Origin of the sequence: Paenarthrobacter sp. TE4293 (assembly GCF_050435325.1) — a bacterium.
In the GTDB taxonomy this organism is placed as follows: domain Bacteria; phylum Actinomycetota; class Actinomycetes; order Actinomycetales; family Micrococcaceae; genus Arthrobacter; species Arthrobacter nitroguajacolicus_C.
The window spans coordinates 29553-47671 of record NZ_JBNJRY010000001.1 but is presented as its reverse complement, the minus strand read 5'-3'; the positions used below and the strand labels follow the sequence as shown (position 1 = coordinate 47671).

General features: G+C 62.6%; 17 protein-coding genes and 2 tRNA genes. 7 read left to right on the top strand and 12 right to left on the bottom strand.

From position 1 onward, the window contains the following. The first annotated feature begins 313 nt into the window (after nucleotides 1-313). A complete protein-coding gene (locus QF015_RS00280) occupies nucleotides 314-1189 on the top strand; it encodes an Fpg/Nei family DNA glycosylase (RefSeq protein WP_429386140.1) in 876 nt (291 codons plus the stop codon). Between the two features lie 29 nt (nucleotides 1190-1218). On the opposite strand, the gene QF015_RS00275 is transcribed toward QF015_RS00280, so the two are convergent. The 6 genes from QF015_RS00275 to QF015_RS00250 form a co-directional block, all read right to left on the bottom strand. Then, nucleotides 1219-1863, bottom strand: coding sequence for a DsbA family protein (locus QF015_RS00275; RefSeq protein ID WP_429386138.1), 645 nt, complete (start codon nucleotides 1861-1863; stop codon nucleotides 1219-1221). 71 nt (nucleotides 1864-1934) lie between these two features. Continuing rightward, nucleotides 1935-3224 carry an ATP-dependent Clp protease ATP-binding subunit ClpX gene (clpX, locus tag QF015_RS00270; protein ID WP_310204208.1) on the bottom strand — a complete coding sequence of 430 codons (1290 nt, stop codon included), beginning with the start codon at nucleotides 3222-3224 and terminating at the stop codon, nucleotides 1935-1937. A 182-nt stretch (nucleotides 3225-3406) separates the two neighbouring features. Continuing rightward, on the bottom strand, nucleotides 3407-4066 hold the full coding sequence (locus QF015_RS00265) for an ATP-dependent Clp protease proteolytic subunit (RefSeq protein WP_024816918.1): 660 nt from the start codon (nucleotides 4064-4066) through the stop codon (nucleotides 3407-3409). 40 nt (nucleotides 4067-4106) lie between these two features. Further along, nucleotides 4107-4730 (bottom strand): ATP-dependent Clp protease proteolytic subunit, encoded by a 624-nt coding sequence (locus tag QF015_RS00260; protein WP_429387020.1) that lies wholly within the window; start codon nucleotides 4728-4730, stop codon nucleotides 4107-4109. Nucleotides 4731-4950: 220 nt separating this feature from the next. Further along, a complete protein-coding gene (gene tig, locus QF015_RS00255) occupies nucleotides 4951-6333 on the bottom strand; it encodes a trigger factor (RefSeq protein WP_310204204.1) in 1383 nt (460 codons plus the stop codon). A 69-nt stretch (nucleotides 6334-6402) separates the two neighbouring features. Next, a tRNA-Pro gene (locus QF015_RS00250) sits at nucleotides 6403-6477 on the bottom strand. 128 nt (nucleotides 6478-6605) lie between these two features. Between QF015_RS00250 and QF015_RS00245 the strand changes: the two genes are divergently transcribed. Next, a tRNA-Gly gene (locus QF015_RS00245) sits at nucleotides 6606-6679 on the top strand. A gap of 63 nt (nucleotides 6680-6742) precedes the next feature. Here the strand turns inward: QF015_RS00245 and QF015_RS00240 are convergent. The 3 genes from QF015_RS00240 to QF015_RS00230 all read right to left on the bottom strand — a co-directional run bounded on the left by QF015_RS00240 (nucleotide 6743) and on the right by QF015_RS00230 (nucleotide 9196). Next, complete coding sequence (locus QF015_RS00240; RefSeq protein ID WP_429386134.1) at nucleotides 6743-7630, bottom strand: Fpg/Nei family DNA glycosylase; 888 nt, start codon at nucleotides 7628-7630, stop codon at nucleotides 6743-6745. Continuing rightward, nucleotides 7630-8112 carry a ribose-5-phosphate isomerase gene (locus tag QF015_RS00235; RefSeq protein WP_310204198.1) on the bottom strand — a complete coding sequence of 161 codons (483 nt, stop codon included), beginning with the start codon at nucleotides 8110-8112 and terminating at the stop codon, nucleotides 7630-7632. Before QF015_RS00235 ends, QF015_RS00240 begins: the two co-directional genes overlap by 1 nt. A gap of 79 nt (nucleotides 8113-8191) precedes the next feature. After that, entirely contained in the window at nucleotides 8192-9196 is a 1005-nt protein-coding gene (locus QF015_RS00230) for a hypothetical protein (protein ID WP_310204195.1), read from the bottom strand. Nucleotides 9197-9329: 133 nt separating this feature from the next. Between QF015_RS00230 and pepN the strand changes: the two genes are divergently transcribed. Continuing rightward, on the top strand, nucleotides 9330-11891 hold the full coding sequence (gene pepN / locus QF015_RS00225; RefSeq protein WP_429386130.1) for an aminopeptidase N: 2562 nt from the start codon (nucleotides 9330-9332) through the stop codon (nucleotides 11889-11891). A gap of 57 nt (nucleotides 11892-11948) precedes the next feature. After that, a complete protein-coding gene (locus QF015_RS00220) occupies nucleotides 11949-12428 on the top strand; it encodes an OsmC family protein (RefSeq protein WP_429386127.1) in 480 nt (159 codons plus the stop codon). On the opposite strand, the gene QF015_RS00215 is transcribed toward QF015_RS00220, so the two are convergent. Beyond that, a complete protein-coding gene (locus QF015_RS00215) occupies nucleotides 12425-13423 on the bottom strand; it encodes an epimerase (RefSeq protein WP_429386125.1) in 999 nt (332 codons plus the stop codon). The two genes, QF015_RS00220 and QF015_RS00215, sit on opposite strands and share 4 nt — an antisense overlap. An 87-nt stretch (nucleotides 13424-13510) precedes the next feature. On the opposite strand from QF015_RS00215, the gene QF015_RS00210 reads away from it, so the two are divergent. Together QF015_RS00210 and QF015_RS00205 are read left to right on the top strand one after the other, a co-directional pair. Next, on the top strand, nucleotides 13511-14209 hold the full coding sequence (locus QF015_RS00210; RefSeq protein WP_310204183.1) for a mechanosensitive ion channel family protein: 699 nt from the start codon (nucleotides 13511-13513) through the stop codon (nucleotides 14207-14209). Beyond that, entirely contained in the window at nucleotides 14202-14678 is a 477-nt protein-coding gene (locus tag QF015_RS00205; RefSeq protein WP_429386122.1) for a globin, read from the top strand. Before QF015_RS00210 ends, QF015_RS00205 begins: the two co-directional genes overlap by 8 nt. 2 nt (nucleotides 14679-14680) lie before the next feature. Here QF015_RS00205 and QF015_RS00200 read toward each other — a convergent pair whose 3' ends face one another. Further along, the gene (locus QF015_RS00200) at nucleotides 14681-15352 is read right to left on the bottom strand and encodes a hypothetical protein (RefSeq protein WP_310204177.1); all 672 of its coding nucleotides are present in this window, start codon (nucleotides 15350-15352) and stop codon (nucleotides 14681-14683) included. A 63-nt stretch (nucleotides 15353-15415) separates the two neighbouring features. Between QF015_RS00200 and QF015_RS00195 the strand changes: the two genes are divergently transcribed. Continuing rightward, a complete protein-coding gene (locus tag QF015_RS00195) occupies nucleotides 15416-16321 on the top strand; it encodes an acyl-CoA thioesterase (RefSeq protein WP_310204175.1) in 906 nt (301 codons plus the stop codon). Between the two features lie 67 nt (nucleotides 16322-16388). Here the strand turns inward: QF015_RS00195 and ettA are convergent, their stop codons facing one another. Continuing rightward, nucleotides 16389-18071 carry an energy-dependent translational throttle protein EttA gene (gene ettA / locus QF015_RS00190; protein WP_310204172.1) on the bottom strand — a complete coding sequence of 561 codons (1683 nt, stop codon included), beginning with the start codon at nucleotides 18069-18071 and terminating at the stop codon, nucleotides 16389-16391. Nucleotides 18072-18119 lie beyond the last annotated feature (48 nt).

Here is an 18119-nt window from a genome sequence, read left to right as displayed (position 1 = left end):
AAAGGGGAAGCCCCATCAGCGTTTTGCCGTTGGTGGGGCTTCGACTTTTCGGCTGTCTGGTGATGTCTTGACAGTCTGGCGGAATCCTGGGAATTTCAGGTCTTCCTACCTCATCACTGGTAGCCTGCTTCCAACTTTGCCAAAGGCTGCGTTGGTTGCAAATCACTGAATCTTTGGTTTCCGTGTCCCTCTTCTTTCGAAGTGGGTAAGAACCATTGTTGTCCCGCTAAAAGCAATGCACAAGAGCTCCGGAAGAACTACAATCCTGTAGTTTTCCTACGCAGCGGGGGCTTCCTGTGGCAAAGTATTGACCATGCCGGAACTCCCCGAAGTGCACGGCCTGTGCATGTATCTGGACACCCAACTGCGCGGTGCCGTGCTCAACGAAGTCCGCATCAACTCCTTCTCCGCATTGAAGACCGCCGACCCGCCGTACAGCGCCCTCGAAAGCCGTACAGTGCAGGGCGTCCAACGCATCGGCAAGTTCGTGTGCATGGACATGGACGGCTTGTTTTTCATCTTCCATCTGGCCAAGGCCGGGTGGGTCCGGTACACCGAGCACCCTTCCTCCGCCGGGCTGCGCATGGGCAAAAGCAACATCTCTGCACGCCTGCTGCTCCACCGCCCTGCCGACGATACCCACATTGGTGTTGACCTCACGGAAGCGGGAACCAAGAAGAGCCTTGCCATCTACGTGGTCAAAGAACCTCAGGACGTACCTGGCATTGCGACGCTCGGCCCGGAGCCACTCAGTCCCGACTTCGACCTCGACGCCCTCGCGGCGATGCTGGGGTCCAGTTCCCAGCAGATCAAAGGACTGCTGCGGAGCCAAAGCGTCATCGCCGGCATCGGCAACGCCTACAGTGACGAAATCCTCCACGCAGCGAAAATCTCCCCCTTCACCAGCGCGAAGACCCTGGACCACGCGACGGTCTCGAGGCTCTACGAAGCCATGCAGGAGATCCTGGTGGGAGCCGTTAACGCTGCAGCGGGCAAGCCGTCCAGTGAGCTCAAGGACACCAAACGCAGCAACTTCCGGGTACACGCGCGGACTGGACTTCCATGCCCGGTATGTGGGGACACAGTAAGGGAGGTGTCCTTCGCGGACACCTCCCTGCAATACTGCGCCACCTGCCAGACCAACGGCAAGATCCTCGCCGACCGACGGACCTCACGTTTCCTGAAGTAGCGTTGACGGCCGGGGCCTTTGTTTCAGAATCAGCCGAATTCGGGGGATTCGCTGCGGCTCCGCTTCAACTCAAAGAAGTGCGGGTAGCCAGCCAGGGTCACCGTCGCGTCCCACATCTTCCCGGCTTCTTCACCACGGGGAATACGTGTCAGCACGGGACCGAAGAAGGCCGTTCCGTTGACGGCCACCACCGGTGTACCGACATCCTGGCCCACCAGCGAAATACCTGCTTCGTGGCTTGAGCGCAAGGCAGCGTCATACTCGTCGGAGTGGGCGAAGCGTGCCAGTTCAGCGGGGAGGCCGACTTCTGCCAAGGCCTTCTGAATCACCGAAGAGCGGTCCTTATTGCCCTCATGGTGGATTTGCTCTCCCATGGCGTCGTACAGGGGCTTGACGTAGCTGCTGCCGTGGAGTTCCTGGGCTGCGATGATCACGCGAACCGGCCCCCAGCTGTCGTCCATCATGGCCCTGTAATCAGCAGGAAGGTCACGGCCCTCGTTGAGGACGGAAAGACTCATGACGTGCCACTCTGTCCGGATGCCACGCACTGCTTCCACCTCGCCAATCCACCGCGACGTGATCCACGCGAACGGGCAGACCGGGTCAAACCAGAAATCGGCTTTGTTGACGGTCTCGTCGGTCACGATCGTTTCAGGCACAGTCTGTTCAGGCACAGGGAACTCCTCGGAAAGGTGGAAATCATGGCTTGGCCCGCGGTCCTCACGGTATTAGGGCCAACAGGCTATCAGGCCGACTTATTCCGCCGCTTGGCCACCACATCATGGGCGATCATGGTCGGCTGGGCTTTATGCAGCACCACATCAGCAGTGATAACAACCGTGGCGATGTCGTCCCTGCTCGGAAGATCGAACATGACCGGAAGCAACACTTCTTCCATGATGGCCCGGAGCCCACGGGCACCAGTACCGCGTTCGAGGGCCTGATCCGCAATGGAATCCAGGGCGTCGTCGTCGAACTGCAGGTCCACGCCGTCCAGCTGGAACATTTTCTGGTATTGCTTCACCAGCGCGTTCTTCGGGGTGGACAGAATCTGGATCAGGGCGGGCCGGTCCAAACTGGACACGGTGGTGATCACCGGAAGGCGGCCAATGAATTCCGGGATCAGGCCGAATTTCAGCAGATCCTCGGGCATTACCTCACCGTAGGTGTCCACATTGTCCCGGGCCTCGTTGAGCGGGGCACCGAAGCCAATACCCTTGCGGCCGGACCGCGAGCCAATGATGTCCTCAAGGCCCGCAAAGGCGCCGGCCACAATGAACAGCACGTTGGTGGTGTCAATCTGGATGAATTCCTGATGGGGGTGCTTACGCCCACCCTGAGGGGGCACGGAGGCCACAGTTCCCTCGAGAATTTTCAAGAGTGCCTGCTGCACACCCTCGCCGGAGACATCCCGCGTGATCGAAGGGTTCTCGCTCTTCCGGGAGATCTTGTCGATCTCGTCAATATAGATAATGCCTTGCTCGGCCTTCTTGACGTCATAGTCAGCGGCCTGGATGAGCTTGAGCAGGATGTTTTCGACGTCCTCGCCAACGTAGCCGGCCTCCGTCAGGGCCGTCGCATCTGCGACGGCGAACGGCACGTTGAGCCGACGGGCCAACGTCTGGGCGAGGTAGGTCTTACCGCAACCGGTGGGGCCGATCAGGAGAATGTTGGACTTGGCGATCTCCACGTCCTCGTGGTGCGATCCCTCGCCGAGACTGCCGGTCTTGGGAGCATGGCCGGCCTGGATGCGCTTGTAATGGTTGTAGACGGCTACGGCCAGCGACCGTTTCGCGGGTTCCTGGCCGATGACGTATTCCTGCAGGAAGTCAAAGATCTCACGGGGCTTCGGCAGTTCGAAACTGCCGAGATCGGAAACTTCAGCGAGTTCCTCTTCGATGATCTCGTTGCAAAGCTCGATGCACTCATCGCAGATGTAGACACCGGGCCCGGCAATCAGCTTCCGTACCTGCTTTTGGCTCTTTCCGCAGAAAGAACACTTCAGCAGGTCCGTGCTCTCGCCAATCCGAGCCATGTGGGAATCCCTTCGTTGCATGCGGGTGATGTGGCTCCGCGCCGTACTCAAGTGTGCGGCCAGGCCGCGGTTGGCACCACCGTGACAACATCCACTCTAGGTCACAATGGGCTGCTTGGGTGGAAACAGAACGCCGGTGCGGTCCATATTTCGCGAACCGCACCGGCGTCGAATTCCGTGTGCTACCGGGTGATTGCCTGCGGCTTGATCTTCCGGGAGTCCAGGACCTGGTCAATGAGACCGTAGCTCAAGGCATCTGCAGCCGTGAGGATCTTGTCACGCTCGATGTCATTGTTGACCTGCTCGGACGTACGGCCCGAGTGGTGCGCCAACGTATCCTCGAGCCAGGTGCGCATGCGCATGACTTCCGCGGCCTGGATCTCGAGGTCCGAGGCCTGTCCACCCTGGCCACCGGAGAGAGCCGGCTGGTGGATCAGGACACGTGCGTTCGGAAGTGCCAGACGCTTGCCGGGTGTACCGGCGGCGAGCAGGACAGCTGCCGCACTGGCAGCCTGTCCCAAGCACACCGTCTGGATCTCCGGGCGGATGTATTGCATGGTGTCGTAGATGGCCGTCATGGCGGTGAACGAACCACCCGGCGAGTTGATGTACAAGGTGATGTCGCGGTCCGGATCCGTGGACTCAAGGACCAGCAACTGGGCCATGATGTCGTCAGCGGATGCGTCGTCAACCTGGACACCGAGGAAGATGATGCGGTCCTCGAAGAGCTTGGTGTAGGGGTCCTGGCGCTTGAAGCCATAGGGCGTGCGCTCTTCAAACTGGGGCAGGACGTAACGGCTGGACGGGAGGTTACCGGCAGACCATCCGAAGTTGTAGTTCATGTTCTTTACTCCTGGGGTTTTCAGTGGTTCTTTGTGCCGGTTAGTTTTCGGAGTTCGACTCTGTGCCCGACTGGTTGGCCGTTCCGCCGCCGCCGGCGACAGAACCGGCGTGTGCCGAGATCTTGTCGAAGAAGCCGTACTCCAGCGCCTCAGTGGCCGTGAACCACTTATCGCGATCGTTGTCCTTGAGAATGGTCTCCACGGACTGGCCGGTCTGCTCAGCCGTGAGTTCCGCCATGACTTTCTTCATGTGCAGGATCAGTTCCGCCTGGATCTTGATGTCCGAGGCCGTGCCGCCGATACCGCCGGAGGGCTGGTGCATCAGGATACGGGCGTTGGGCGTGGCGTAACGCTTGCCCTTCGTGCCGGATGACAGCAGGAACTGACCCATGGAGGCAGCCAGGCCCGTCGCGACAGTGACGACGTCGTTCGGGATGAACTGCATGGTGTCGTAGATGGCCATGCCGGCCGTTACGGATCCACCCGGGGAGTTGATGTACAGGTAGATGTCCTTCTCAGGGTCTTCGGCCGAGAGGAGGAGGAGCTGCGAGCAGATGGCGTTGGCATTCTCGTCACGGACTTCAGAGCCGAGCCAGATAATGCGCTCTTTCAGCAGGCGGTTGTAGATGTAGTTGTCCTGGGCTGCGGGATCGACAGTTGCCATCCGGGGAGCCTCTGATTGCTGTGACATAAGTACTTACCTCTCGCTGGTGCCAGTGACCTCACTGAACTTCACTACTTGGACACTAACCGTTTTCCGGGGTGATTTGTTCGCCGGAATCGCGCTGTTCGCTGACGGCGCACGTCTGCGTTCAGCACCAATGTGCAGCCTTAAAGCAAACCGGCCCCGGATCAGGAGATCCGGGGCCGGTTGAAGTCGTTGACTAGAACTTCACTGCTGCGGGGTCGTCGCTTGCTGCAGCGTCCGCTTCCTCTGGTGCCTCAACAGCTGCAGCCTCTTCGGCTGCTGCTTCGCCGGCAGGGCGTACGAAGTCGGTGAGGTCAACCTTGTTGCCCTCGGAGTCGACAACCTCGGCCTGGCCCAGCACAACGGCCAGCGCCTTGCGGCGGCGGACCTCGGAAACCATCATGGGAACCTGACCGCTCTGGTCGATGATCTGAGCGAACTGGTTGGGGTCCATGCCGTACTGGCTTGCGGTGGTGACGATGTAGTCGATCAGCTCGTTCTGGCTGACGTCCACTTCTTCCTTGTCCGCGATGGCGTCAAGGATGATCTCGTTCTGGAACGCACGTTCCGTGTTGGCTTTGACCTCGGCGCGGTGCTCCTCGGTGTCGTGATCGCCTTCGCCGTGGGCGTTTTCCGGGTTGAAGTGGGATTCGAGCTGCTCTTCGACCACGGAATCCGGGACGGGAACCTCTACGAGCTCAACGAGCTTGTCCAGGACCTTGTCGCGGGCTTCAACGCCCTGCTCAACAACCTTGGAGTCGGCAGCCTGCTTGGCGAGGTCCTCGCGGAGCTCGGCAAGGGTGTCGAACTCGGAGGCGAGCTGGGCAAAGTCGTCGTTGGCCTCGGGGAGTTCGCGCTCCTTGACGGCCTTGACGACAACCTTCACCTGGGCAGCTTCGCCGGCGTGGTCGCCGCCGACCAGCGTGGTGTCGAAAATTGCTTCTTCATCGGCAGAGAGGCCGGTCACGGCTTCGTCCAGGCCTTCAAGCATGGTGCCGGCGCCAACCTGGTAGGACAGGCCGGACGCGGAATCGATCTCTTCGCCGTCAATGGTGGCGGTGATATCGATGGTCAGGAAGTCGTCGTTCTTGGCAGGGCGCTCAACGGACTTCAGCGTGCCGAAGCGGCCGCGCAGTTCGTCCAGTGCCTTGTCGACGTCAGCATCGGAGGACTCGGCAGCCGCGACCTCAACCTTGATGCCGGCGTAGTCCGGCAGTTCGATCTCGGGGCGGACATCGATCTCCACCTGGAACTTGAGCTCGCCATCGGTTGCGGACGGGTCCGGAACCTCGGTGATTTCAACTTCGGGACGGCTCAGGGGGCGGACACCGGTTTCCTGAACTGCAGCCTGGTACCAACCGTTGAGGCCATCGTTGATGGCGGTCTCCAGGACGTAGCCGCGGCCAACGCGCTGGTCGATCAGCTTGGAGGGAACTTTGCCCTTGCGGAATCCGGGAACCTGGATCTGCGAAGCAACGGTCTTGTACGCGGCATCGATGCTCGGCTTCAGTTCCTCAAAGGGAACCTCAACGTTGAGCTTGACCCGCGTTGCGGTGAGGTTCTCGACAGCGCTCTTCACAGTCTAAGTACTCCTGATTTTGTGGGTATGGGGTTCTGTCGCATCCCGGAAGCGGACGCAAACACAGAGTCGGGGTGACAGGATTTGAACCTGCGACTTCCTGCTCCCAAAGCAGGCGCTCTAGCCAAGCTGAGCTACACCCCGAATGCACAGGACAGTCTACGGGCAAGCGAGCCAAGAATGCACATTTGACACCGCCGCCGGAATTAGGTTTAGTTGTACCCGGCTTGAACAGCCGCCGGGAAGTTGTCCTGAATCAGGATATCCCTCCCGGGGACGTAGCTTAATGGTAAAGCCTCAGTCTTCCAAACTGATTACGCGGGTTCGATTCCCGTCGTCCCCTCCACAAAAAGGGCCCCGATCCACGGATCGGGGCCCTTTTGCGTACCTCACTGGTGCAGGAAACCAGCTACATTTGGCAGCCCGGACACCAATACAGTTTGCGGGCACCGATTTCGGTCATTCCCACAACCGTCCCGCAGGCCCGGCAGGGCAGACCGTCACGTTTGTAGACGAAGTGGGCATCGGCGTCGGGCGCTACGGCGCCGCCGTCACTCCACAGCGCGGGAGGCGTCGTAACAATCCGTCCGTCGCGAACGCCGTCGGACATGGTGGCCACCGTGTCGTCCCACAGCCGTCCGGCCGTTTCCTCGTCAATATTGCTGCCCGGTGTCCAAGGATCCACGGCTTGCCGGAACAGCACCTCGGCGCGATAAATGTTGCCCACTCCGGCCAGGACTGACTGGTCCATCAGCAGCAGGGCCACGGCAGTTTTCCGGCGGCGAAGCCGGCGGATGAATTCCTCGCGGTCACCAGGTCGGTTGTGCAACGGGTCCGGGCCCAGACGTCCCATGACGGCTGCGGCTTCCGCCGGCGTAATGGCTGCGCAGGTGGTGGCACCGCGGAGGTCGGCCCAGCCGTGGTCCGACACCAGGCGGACCCGGACGGCACCTACCGGAGCCGGTGGTCCGGTGTACTCCGTCTCAGCCGCTACCGGCCCCGCCTCACGTTCACCGATGCGGCGCGGAGCACCAATGCTGGAGGCTCCCGTAAAGGAATCGTCGCCGCCAAAGTTCCACGCACCGTAGAGCCCCAGGTGGACGTGGAGGAAGAGCTCATGGTCGAACCTGAGAAACAATTGCTTCCCATGCGCCGTTGCCTCAACCAGGCTGTGCCCGGTCAGCAATTCCGCGCCGGCGGCAAACCGGCCCTGCGGGCTGGAAACGTCCAAGCGCCGGCCGCCAAAAACGTCCTGGAATTGGCGGGCCAGCCTGTGGACCGAATGCCCTTCCGGCACTACTGGACGATTTCGCCGGTGGTTTCGTATACCGCGATCTTTCCGATCCGGCGAACATGGCGTTCGTCGTTGCTGAACGGTTCCTGGAGGAATGCCTCAATAAGCTCCGTGGCTTCTTCAACGGAGTGCTGGCGGCCTCCAACGGCGATGACGTTGGCATCGTTGTGTTCGCGGGCAAGCTTCGCGGTGGACAGGTTCCAGGCAAGCGCAGCGCGGACGCCCTTGACCTTGTTGGCGGCGATTTGCTCGCCGTTGCCGGAGCCGCCCAGGACGATGCCGAGAGCGTGCACGCCGGCTGCCTGATCCGCCACGACGGCAACACCGGCATTAATGCAGAAGGAGGGGTAATCGTCCAGGGCGTCATACTCCTTGGGCCCGTGGTCCACCACTTCATAGCCCTTGGCCGTGAGGTGGCTGACCAGGTGGGCACTCAGTTCCATGCCGGCGTGGTCAGTAGCGATGTGGACGCGGGGTGTAGTCACAGGAAGTCCGTTCTTTCTGGTGCGCAGGGCGGCATATGGCCGGGGCGCGGCGTTGAGGGATGCGCTACCTAGGGTACCGCTAGCGGGGTTGTCGGGACTGCCCCTCGCCCTGGGCGCGGTGGGCAGCCCTGTTCAGGACCCCCGCCAGCTTGTCGGCGGAGGCCTGGGAACCGGCGCTGAGCGCTACCCTGCCCCCGTTAAGTTTCCTTACGACGACGGCGGGACCGCTGCTGACCAGCATGGCCGTGGCGTCGTCGTGGTGACGCCAGCCCCACCCGCCGTAGTCTGCCGCTTTAACATCGGCCGGGGCTGCCGCGGCGATCTCGACGGCGGGTACGGTCAGGACGCGCACAATGCCACCGGCGAACACCTGCAGCCCTCCCCTGTCTGCGCGGACCCGGGCGAACAGGAATCCAGCGCCAACCAAGGCAGCGGCCGCCACCAAGGCGCCCAGCCATGGGACTGCTACCGCTATCAACGCTGCCGGGAACAGGGCGGAGACGATGATCATGATGAACACCGAACTGCGGGCATGCACCCACAGCCGGAGCGTGTCGCGGGCCAGGTCCGGGTCTTCGAGGAGGATCAATTCCTCCTGGAGTGCGACATCGTCCTCACGGGTCCACCGCGGGTCCGGCTTGAAGGCGAACATCATGACAATGCCAAGGGCCAGGGCGGCGCCACTGCCCATGGCCAGAACAATCGGGTCGACGTGGGACTGGCGCGCATCGGCGAGCCCGGATTGACCGACCAGTCCGGCCGCCAGCACCGTGGTGATGAAGAGGCTGACCATGAGGCCCACACCCATCATGACGCGCCGCATGACCACGGGCCGTGTAATTGACACCGCCTGGAGGAACACCGCCCAACCGCAGAAGATGACGAGCGCAGCCCCGCCTGTCACGTAGGCGCCGAACGGCGCGAAGGAACTGCCGCCGTCGGCGTTCCACATCACGGCAACCGGGTTCGGCAGATCGTTGCGCAGCATTTGGGCGCACACCACGAATCCGACGGCGAGGAGCAACGGAAAAGCAACCGCAAACCGTAGAGCGCGGAAATCGAGAGTGTCCCGGAACGATCCCATAATCCAACGCTACTCCGTGGGACGACACTGTGGGGTTCCCTCCTTGCCATCCCGCCACGGAGTGAAAGAATGTCTTCACACCGTCGTCCGGCCGCGCATGGCCGGGCATCCTAAAATCTTCCGGAGGCACCACTTGCCAGGCCTGAACCTCACGCGCGACGAAGCCGCGATCCGCGCCCAACTGCTCAACGTCGAGTCGTACAACGTCACTTTGGACCTGACAAGGGGTTCGGAGGTCTTCGGCTCCACCACGGTGGTGACCTTCTCTGCGGCACCGGGATCGTCCACTTTTATCGATGCCATCACCCGTACGGTCCACAGCGTGACGTTGAACGGGACCGAGCTGGATCCCGCGGAGGTCTCGGACGGTGTCCGCATCCACCTTCCCAACCTGGCCGCCGACAACGAGCTCGTCGTCGTCGCCGATGCTCCCTACATGAACACCGGAGAGGGGCTCCACCGCTTCGTCGACCCTGTGGACGGCGAGGTGTACCTGTACACGCAGTTCGAGGTTCCAGACTCCCGGCGTATGTTCGCTGTCTTTGAGCAGCCCGACCTCAAGGCAAGCTTCACGTTCACCGTTACCGCGCCATCGCACTGGGACGTCATCTCCAACTCCCCCACACCGGCACCCGTTGAAGCTCCGGCGGCGGAAGACGGAAACGCCCGTTCCGTGTGGAAGTTCTCCCCCACCCCGCGCCTGTCCTCCTACGTCACCGCCTTGATCGCCGGACCGTACCAGTCCGTCCGTTCCGAGGTCACCAGCTCGGACGGCCGCGTCATCCCGTTGGGTGTCTTTGCCCGCAAATCGCTCATGCAGTACCTCGACGCGGACAACATCTTCACCCTCACCCGCCAGGGCTTTGAGTTCTTCGAAGCCCAGTTCGGTTGCCCGTACCCGTTCGAAAAGTACGATCAGTTGTTCGTCCCGGAATTCAATGCCGGCGCCATGGAGAACGCCGGCGCGGTGACCATCCTGGAAGGCTATGTGTTCCGTGGCAAGGTCACCGGCGCCCAGATTGAACGGCGTGCCATCACCGTCCTGCACGAACTCGCGCACATGTGGTTCGGGGACCTGGTGACCATGCGCTGGTGGAACGACCTCTGGCTCAACGAGTCGTTCGCCGAATACATGTCGCACCTGGCCGCAGTGGAGAACACCGAATTCGATCGGGCCTGGACCACGTTCGCCTCCGTGGAGAAGTCCTGGGCCTACAAGCAGGACCAGCTGCCCACCACGCACCCGATCTTCGCCGAGATCAACAACCTCGAAGACGTCGAGGTGAACTTCGACGGCATCACCTACGCCAAGGGCGCTTCCGTGCTCCGCCAATTGGTGGCGTGGGTAGGTCCGGAACAGTTCATGGCCGGCGTCCGGACGTACTTCGCAAAGCATGCCTGGAAGAACACCGAACTTGCTGACCTTATGGTGGAGCTTGAAGCCGCTTCCGGCCGCGACCTGGACGTATGGGGCAAACTCTGGCTGGAAACTGCCGGCGTGAACACCCTCGCCCCGGAACTCGCGGTTGACCCCAACGGCACTATCACCAGCTTCGCCATCCTGCAGACCGCCATTGACGAACAGCCCACCCTCCGTCCGCACCGCCTCGCCGTCGGCTTCTACACGCTCTCCGGCGACGGAAAACTGGAACGTACCCACCGCGAAGAACTCGACGTCGACGGACCGCGCACCGAGGTACCTGCCCTGGCAGGGCTCGCCCGCCCGGACCTGATCCTGCTCAACGATGACGACCTCGCCTACGCCAAGGTCCGCCTCGATTCGCACTCCCTCGAAACCGCGAAGGCGCACCTCAAGGACTTCGCAGCCAGCCTGCCGCGCACGCTGGTCTGGGGCTCGGCCTGGGATGCCGCACGCGACGGCGAAACCCCCGCCCGCGGCTACGTGGACCTGATCCTGGCCAACATCGCCCACGAGACGGATTCGTCGGTCATCCTGGTCCAACTCCGACAGCTCGCCACAACCCTGACCTACTACGTTGCCGCCGACCACAAAGCCGCCACCACCATCGCGGCTGCGGACAAACTCTGGGAGCTTGCCTCCACCGTCGAAGCAGGCTCGGATGCACAGCTGCAGTTCGCCAAGTCCTACGCGCAGCTCGCTCGCAGCGAGGCCCAGCTGGACCGCATCCAGGCCCTCTTGGATGGGGTGGACACCCTGGAAGGCCTCACGGTGGATCAGGACATGCGCTGGGAGCTGCTGACAGCCCTCGTGGCCGGCGGACGCCAAGGCCAGGAACGCATCGACGCCGAACTGGCCCGCGACAACACCTCCAATGGCCAGAATGCGGCCGCCCAGGCGAAAGCAGCCATCCCCACCGCCGAAGCCAAGGCAGCGGCCTGGGACTCCATCGTGGTTACCGGAGAACTCTCCAACGCGTTGCAATCCTCGGCTGTGGCCGGCTTCATGCGCGTCCCGGACACCTCTTTGCTGGAGCCCTACGCGGAGAAGTACTTCGACGCCGTGCCCGGAATCGTCAAGGATCGCACCCACGCCCTGGCGCAGCAGATTGTGGTGGGGCTCTACCCCGCACAGCTCACTACCCAGGCCACGGTGGACCGCACGGATGAATTCCTGGCCGCTTTTCCGGAAGAGAGCGCGGCGCTGCGCCGCATGATGCTGGAAAACCGCGACGGCGTGGCACGCGCCCTGCGTGCCCGGGCCGCAGACGTCTAAGCCAAGCCCGTCGCGAGCCCGTGCGGACGGTCGGCGCAGCGTCGCTAGACTGTCCGCATGGGCCTCAACGAACACCACTACGCGCTGACAGTCCGCTGGACCGGAAACCTGGGTGAGGGCACGGCCGGTTACCGGCGATATTCGCGGGACCACGACGTGGAAATTCCCGGCCTGCCCACCCTGCAGGGGTCCGCTGATCCCACCTTCCACGGAGACCGGTCACGCTACAATCCGGAGCAACTGCTGCTCGCTGCCCTCTCCCAGTGCCACATGCTGTCCTTCCTCCATGTAGCGGTGAAGCACGGGGTAGTGGTCACAGCCTATGAGGACCACGCCGAGGGTCTCATGAAGCTCAACAGGGACGGCAGCGGCCAATTCGAGAACGTGACGCTCAAACCGCACGTCACCATTGCCGATCCCGGCCACGACCGGTTGATGGCCCAACTGCACCACGAAGCCAACCAGGTCTGCTTTATCGCCCGGAGCGTCAACTTCCCGGTCCTCCACGAACCAACAACGACGGCGGCAGCGGCCTAGCGCTGCCCTTCCCGCCAGAGTGCCACGAGCTTTTGTTCGGTGGCACGGCTGAGGCCCGCTTTGCGTTCCCTGTCCAGTCCCCGCTGCTTCTCGTCCTCGAGCGTGGCCGCGAGCGTTTCCTGCCATGGCCGCAAGCTCATGCCGGCTTCCCTGGCAGCCCGGTTGGAGCGGGCCTGGAAGCCATCGTGTCCCGGGGGCAGCCACAGGGGAAGCGAATCCGGTCCTGCCCAGTAGTCGACGCCGTGCTCCACGAGCCAGTCTTCGGTAGGGCGGACCACGTCCTCTTCCACGGTTCCGGCTACCCGTTGGGATGCGGCGATGTAGTCGGCAAACCTCACCGCATCTCCCAAGGCGTTGTACGTTCCGGTCAGCCCCCGTTCGGCGGAACGCAAAATCCACGCGGCGAGATCCCGGACGTCAATGATCTGCGTCGGGGCATCGGGAATGTCCGGGACCAGCACCGTGTCAGTATCCGCAGCGAATCGTGCCGGCCAATAACCGTTCCGGTCAGTGCCGTCCCCCGGTCCGCCGATGAGTCCTGCGCGGACGATGTGCGCCTTCTCTCCCACCAAAGCCACCGTCATCTGCTCTATTGCCGATTTGGATTCTCCATAGGTCTCCGGAGAACCGGCTTCTCCGGCCGGCAACGGCTCCAGCAGCTCGGCGTCCTCATCAGCGCCAGGGACCGAATGATCCGCATAAACGGAGCAACTGGACACGAACGTCCAATGGCTTGCGGCCCGCCCCAACCCGTCCAAGGCATCACGGGCCTGCACGGGATCCCGCGATACCTCCACGACGGTGTCCCATCCGCCGTCGAGCTTCGCATAGGCCGCGGCACCCAAGGCGCGGTCCCCCCTGACCCAGGTGGCGCCGTCGGGCGGGTCAGTCGACGTGCCGCGGGCAAAGCAGGTGAAGTCATGCCCGGCTGCGACGGCCTGCCGGGCGATTTCTGCGGACAGGAAGGCGGTACCACCGAGGACCAGGATGCGCATAACGTCACGCTACGGCGCTAGGGTTGTCAGTGGACAGAGTGTTCCGCGCCCGGCGAACACGGGCCGACGACAAGGAGCTATTCCACCTTGACCTCCATCCCCCTGGCGGAAACCATCAGCATCGAACCCGAAAAAATCGACTTCATGTCCATCCTCATCACGGTGGGCGTTGGCCTGCTCGTGTGGATCGTGGCACGGTTCATCATCCTGCGCATCACTCGTCGAGTGTCCGCAGGCAGCTCGTTCTTCAAGAAGGCGCACTTCAAGTGGGTGCAACCGGCCATCCGTGCACTGGACCACGAACGCCGCTCCCAACGGGCCGAAACCATCGGAACATTGCTCACAAGCCTCGTGAGCGTCGTCGTCGTGGTCATCGTGATTATTTACGTCCTCAAGTACATGAACGTCGACGTAGCCCCGCTCCTGACCAGCGTGGGCATTTTGGGTGTCGCCATCGGTTTCGGCGCCCAGCAGCTGATCCGCGACTTCCTCGCGGGAATCTTCATCACCATCGAAGACCAGTACGGCATCGGCGATGTGATCGTCACCAGCGAAGTGGTTGGTACCGTTGAATCAGTGGGCCTGCGTATTACGCGTGTCCGCGCTGAGGACGGAGCCATCTGGTACCTGCGCAACGGTGAAATCCTTCGCGTGGGCAACCGTTCGCAGGGTGACTACGTGCCGCTGGAGACACCTGAAACCAACGGCGAACCCGGCGCTTCAGCCGCCCCCGTGACAGCCGGCGCACCACGCGTCACCAAAGCCGAGGAGAAGTCCAATGAGTAACACTCCAAGCGGGCAATCCCCGGCACCGCAGGCGGGTCCCCGACGCCAGCTGATGCAGAACGACCCCTTCAGCCAGCCGGCCTACACGGACAGTTTCTACGCTGCGGTGGGCGGCCACGAAACGTTCGTCAAGCTCATCGACGTCTTCTATGACGGCGTGGCCACGGACCCTTTGCTGCGTCCCATGTATCCGGAAGAGGACCTCGGTCCGGCCAAACGACGCTTCCTCATGTTCCTGGAGCAGTATTGGGGCGGACCCACCACTTACGGGGAGGAAAGAGGCCACCCGCGCTTGCGGATGCGGCACATGCCGTTCCGGGTAACCCCTGAAGCGAAGGACCGGTGGCTGTTCCACATGCGCACCGCCGTGGACTCCCTGGAGCTCCCGCCGTTGCATGAAGGCACCCTCTGGGACTACATGGAACGTGCCGCGCTCACCATGGTCAACAGCCCCTCATCCGGCGCCTGACCCTAGAAGCCCAGCCCCAGGCCTGCGCCGGTACGTACGAGCACGTGGCCGCGGGGACCGCTCAAGCGGAACCAGCGGCCATTGCGGAAGACCTGCTGCTCAGCATCCCCCAGGAAACCCAGGGCAAAAGCGGCGAACGCCGCGCCGGCGGGCAGATCGCCCGCACCGGGAAGCCCACGACCCCACACAGCGGCCCGCGCACTGTTGACTACCGCGGCACCCGCCAGCGTGGGAATCACGCCGGCCACCTCGGCGATCCCGGCCTCGGCCGCCGACTTGAGGTCGGCGTCGAGCATTGTTCCTTGCGCTTCCCAACCAGAGCGGGGTGCGCCGACGCCCGCCCAGGACTCCGAAACGGTCGACGGCGGGATGGGCAGTTCCACGTCGTCGGTACCTGAACGGGCCAAACGGTCCATGACGGACGCCAAGGTGACCGTGACATCCACCTGCGCGGGCTCTGCGAGGGCCATGGTCCGGAGGCCAAGGATGGTCGGTGTGGACTCACCCAGGATGCGGGGCCTCAGGACACATACGTAGGCAGCCAGGACAGCGCCTGCGGCCTGGAGGCGGATGGCGCCGTCGTCGATGCTCTTTGCCCGGGTGACGAAGGTCCGCAAGTCGGCGAGGTCACGGGGGTCGGCGAAGCGGAGGGACTGGGTCAAGACGTCTGTCACATCATCGACTCTACCGGCATGTCTCCGGTTGAGAGGGGTCGGGGCGGCGTCTAAAGTCGAACCATGACTGAGACGAACGCTGGCCTCGAGGTGGATGCACCCGTAGAAGACCCCATGGAAGTGCTGATTGGCCTGCTGGACCTCGGTGATTTCGACGGAGCGCGGACCAACGAAGACATCTTCCTTGGCCCGTCCCAGAAGCAGCCCAGGCATCGTGTCTTTGGTGGACAAGTGCTGGCGCAGTCCATGATGGCCGGCATGCGGACCGTCGAAGCGGACCGGGTGGCGCACTCCATGCACGGCTATTTCCTGCGCCCGGGCGATGCCAACAAGCCCATCACTTTTGGCGTCGAACGCCTGCGCGATGGACGGTCCTTCTCAGCCCGACGCGTCCACGCCTACCAGGACGGCGTACCGATTCTTTCGATGATCGCTTCGTTCCAGGTGGAAGACAGCGGACTGGATCACCAGGCGACCATGCCTGAGGGCATCCCGGACCCCGAATCCTTGCCCAGCACTGCGGAACTTTTGTCCCACTTCGACCACCCGATGGCACGCCACATGTCCTCGGAACGCCCTTTCGACGTCCGCCACATTGATCCCGCATTGTATGTATCGCCGCCCGCCGAGCACGTTGCCACGAATGCGGTCTGGATGAAGACGATGGGTCCGCTCCCCGATGACCCCAACCTCCACCGGGCCGCACTGGCCTATGCCAGCGACTACACGCTGCTGGAGCCCATCCTCCGCAAGCATGGACTTGCCTGGATGACGCCGGGAATGAGTGTTGCCAGCCTTGACCACGCCATGTGGTGGCATCGCCCGGTCCGGGTGGACGAATGGATGCTCTATGTCCAGGAGTCCCCCAGCGCCCAGGGCGCCCGAGGACTGGCCACCGGCCGGATCTTCAACCGGGACGGGCAGCATGTTGCCACCGTGGCCCAGGAGGGCATGGTCCGGATTCCCTAGCCTGGTGCTGCGTTAAGACAAAGAGGCCGGTCCTTGTCGGGACCGGCCTCTTTGTCTTGCTTCAGTATTAGTCGCGGGTCAGGCGGCGGTGCGTCACGCGGTGGGGCTTGGCGGCATCGGGGCCGAGGCGCTCCACCTTGTTTTCCTCGTAGGAGTCGAAGTTGCCTTCGAACCAGTACCACTTGGAGGGGTTCTCGTCATCGCCTTCGTACGCCAGGATGTGAGTGGCCACACGGTCGAGGAACCAACGGTCGTGCGAGACAACCACTGCGCAACCCGGGAATTCCAGGAGGGCGTTTTCGAGGCTGCTCAGGGTTTCGACGTCGAGGTCGTTGGTAGGTTCGTCAAGGAGCAAAAGGTTGCCACCCTGCTTGAGCGTCAGGGCCAGGTTGAGGCGGTTGCGCTCACCACCGGAGAGGACTCCGGCTTTCTTCTGCTGGTCCGGACCCTTGAATCCGAAAGCTGAAACGTAGGCACGGGAAGGCATTTCGACCTGGCCGACCTGGATGAAGTCGTGGCCCTCCGAGACAACCTCCCAGAGCGACTTGTTGGGATCGATGCCCCCACGGGACTGATCCACGTAAGAGATCTTCACGGACTCGCCGATCTTGAGCTCGCCGTCGTCCAACGGCTCCATGCCGACGATCGTCTTGAACAGTGTGGACTTACCCACACCGTTCGGGCCGATAACGCCGACAATGCCGTTGCGGGGCAGCGAGAAGGACAAGTCTTCGATCAAGACGCGATCGTCGAAGCCCTTCTTCAGGTTCTTGGCCTCGATCACCAAGGAACCAAGACGCGGTCCCGGCGGAATCTGGATCTCTTCGAAGTCCAGCTTGCGGGTCCGCTCGGCTTCTGCGGCCATTTCCTCGTAGCGGGCCAGACGGGCCTTGGACTTGGTCTGGCGGCCCTTGGCGTTGGAGCGCACCCACTCAAGTTCCTCGGTCAGGCGCTTGGAAAGCTTCGCATCCTTCTTGCCCTGGACCTCGAGGCGGGCCTTCTTCTTCTCCAAGTACGTGGAGTAGTTGCCTTCGTACGGGTACAGGTGGCCGCGGTCGACTTCAGCGATCCACTCAGCCACGTGGTCCAGGAAGTAGCGGTCGTGGGTCACGGCAAGGACGGCACCGGGGTACTGGGAGAGGTGCTGCTCAAGCCACAGGACGCTCTCGGCATCCAAGTGGTTGGTGGGCTCATCGAGGAGCAGGAGGTCCGGCTTCTGGAGGAGCAACTTGCACAGGGCTACGCGGCGGCGCTCACCACCGGACAGGACGGTGACGTCGGCATCGGCGGGCGGGCAGCGCAACGCATCCATTGCCTGTTCGAGCTGGGAATCGATATCCCAGGCATCGGCAGCGTCAATGGCTTCCTGCAGCTTGCCCATCTCATCGAGGAGCGTGTCGTAGTCCGCGTCCGGGTTGGCCATTTCTTCGGAGATCTCGTTGAAACGCTGGATCTTGCCGTAGATCTCGCCTACACCCTCCTGGACGTTGCCCAGGACAGTCTTTTCCTCGTTCAGCGGCGGTTCCTGCAGGAGGATGCCCACGGTGTAACCGGGGCTCAGGCGGGCCTCGCCGTTTGAAGGGGTGTCCAGTCCGGCCATGATCTTCAGGATGGTGGACTTACCAGCACCGTTCGGTCCCACGACGCCGATCTTCGCGCCAGGGTAGAACGACATGCTGACATCGTCCAGAATAAGTTTGTCGCCAACGGCTTTGCGAGCCTTGGTCATCGTGTAAATGAATTCCGCCATGCCCTTAAATCTAATGGCTAGGCCTGCTTAACTCACATTCGGCCCTCA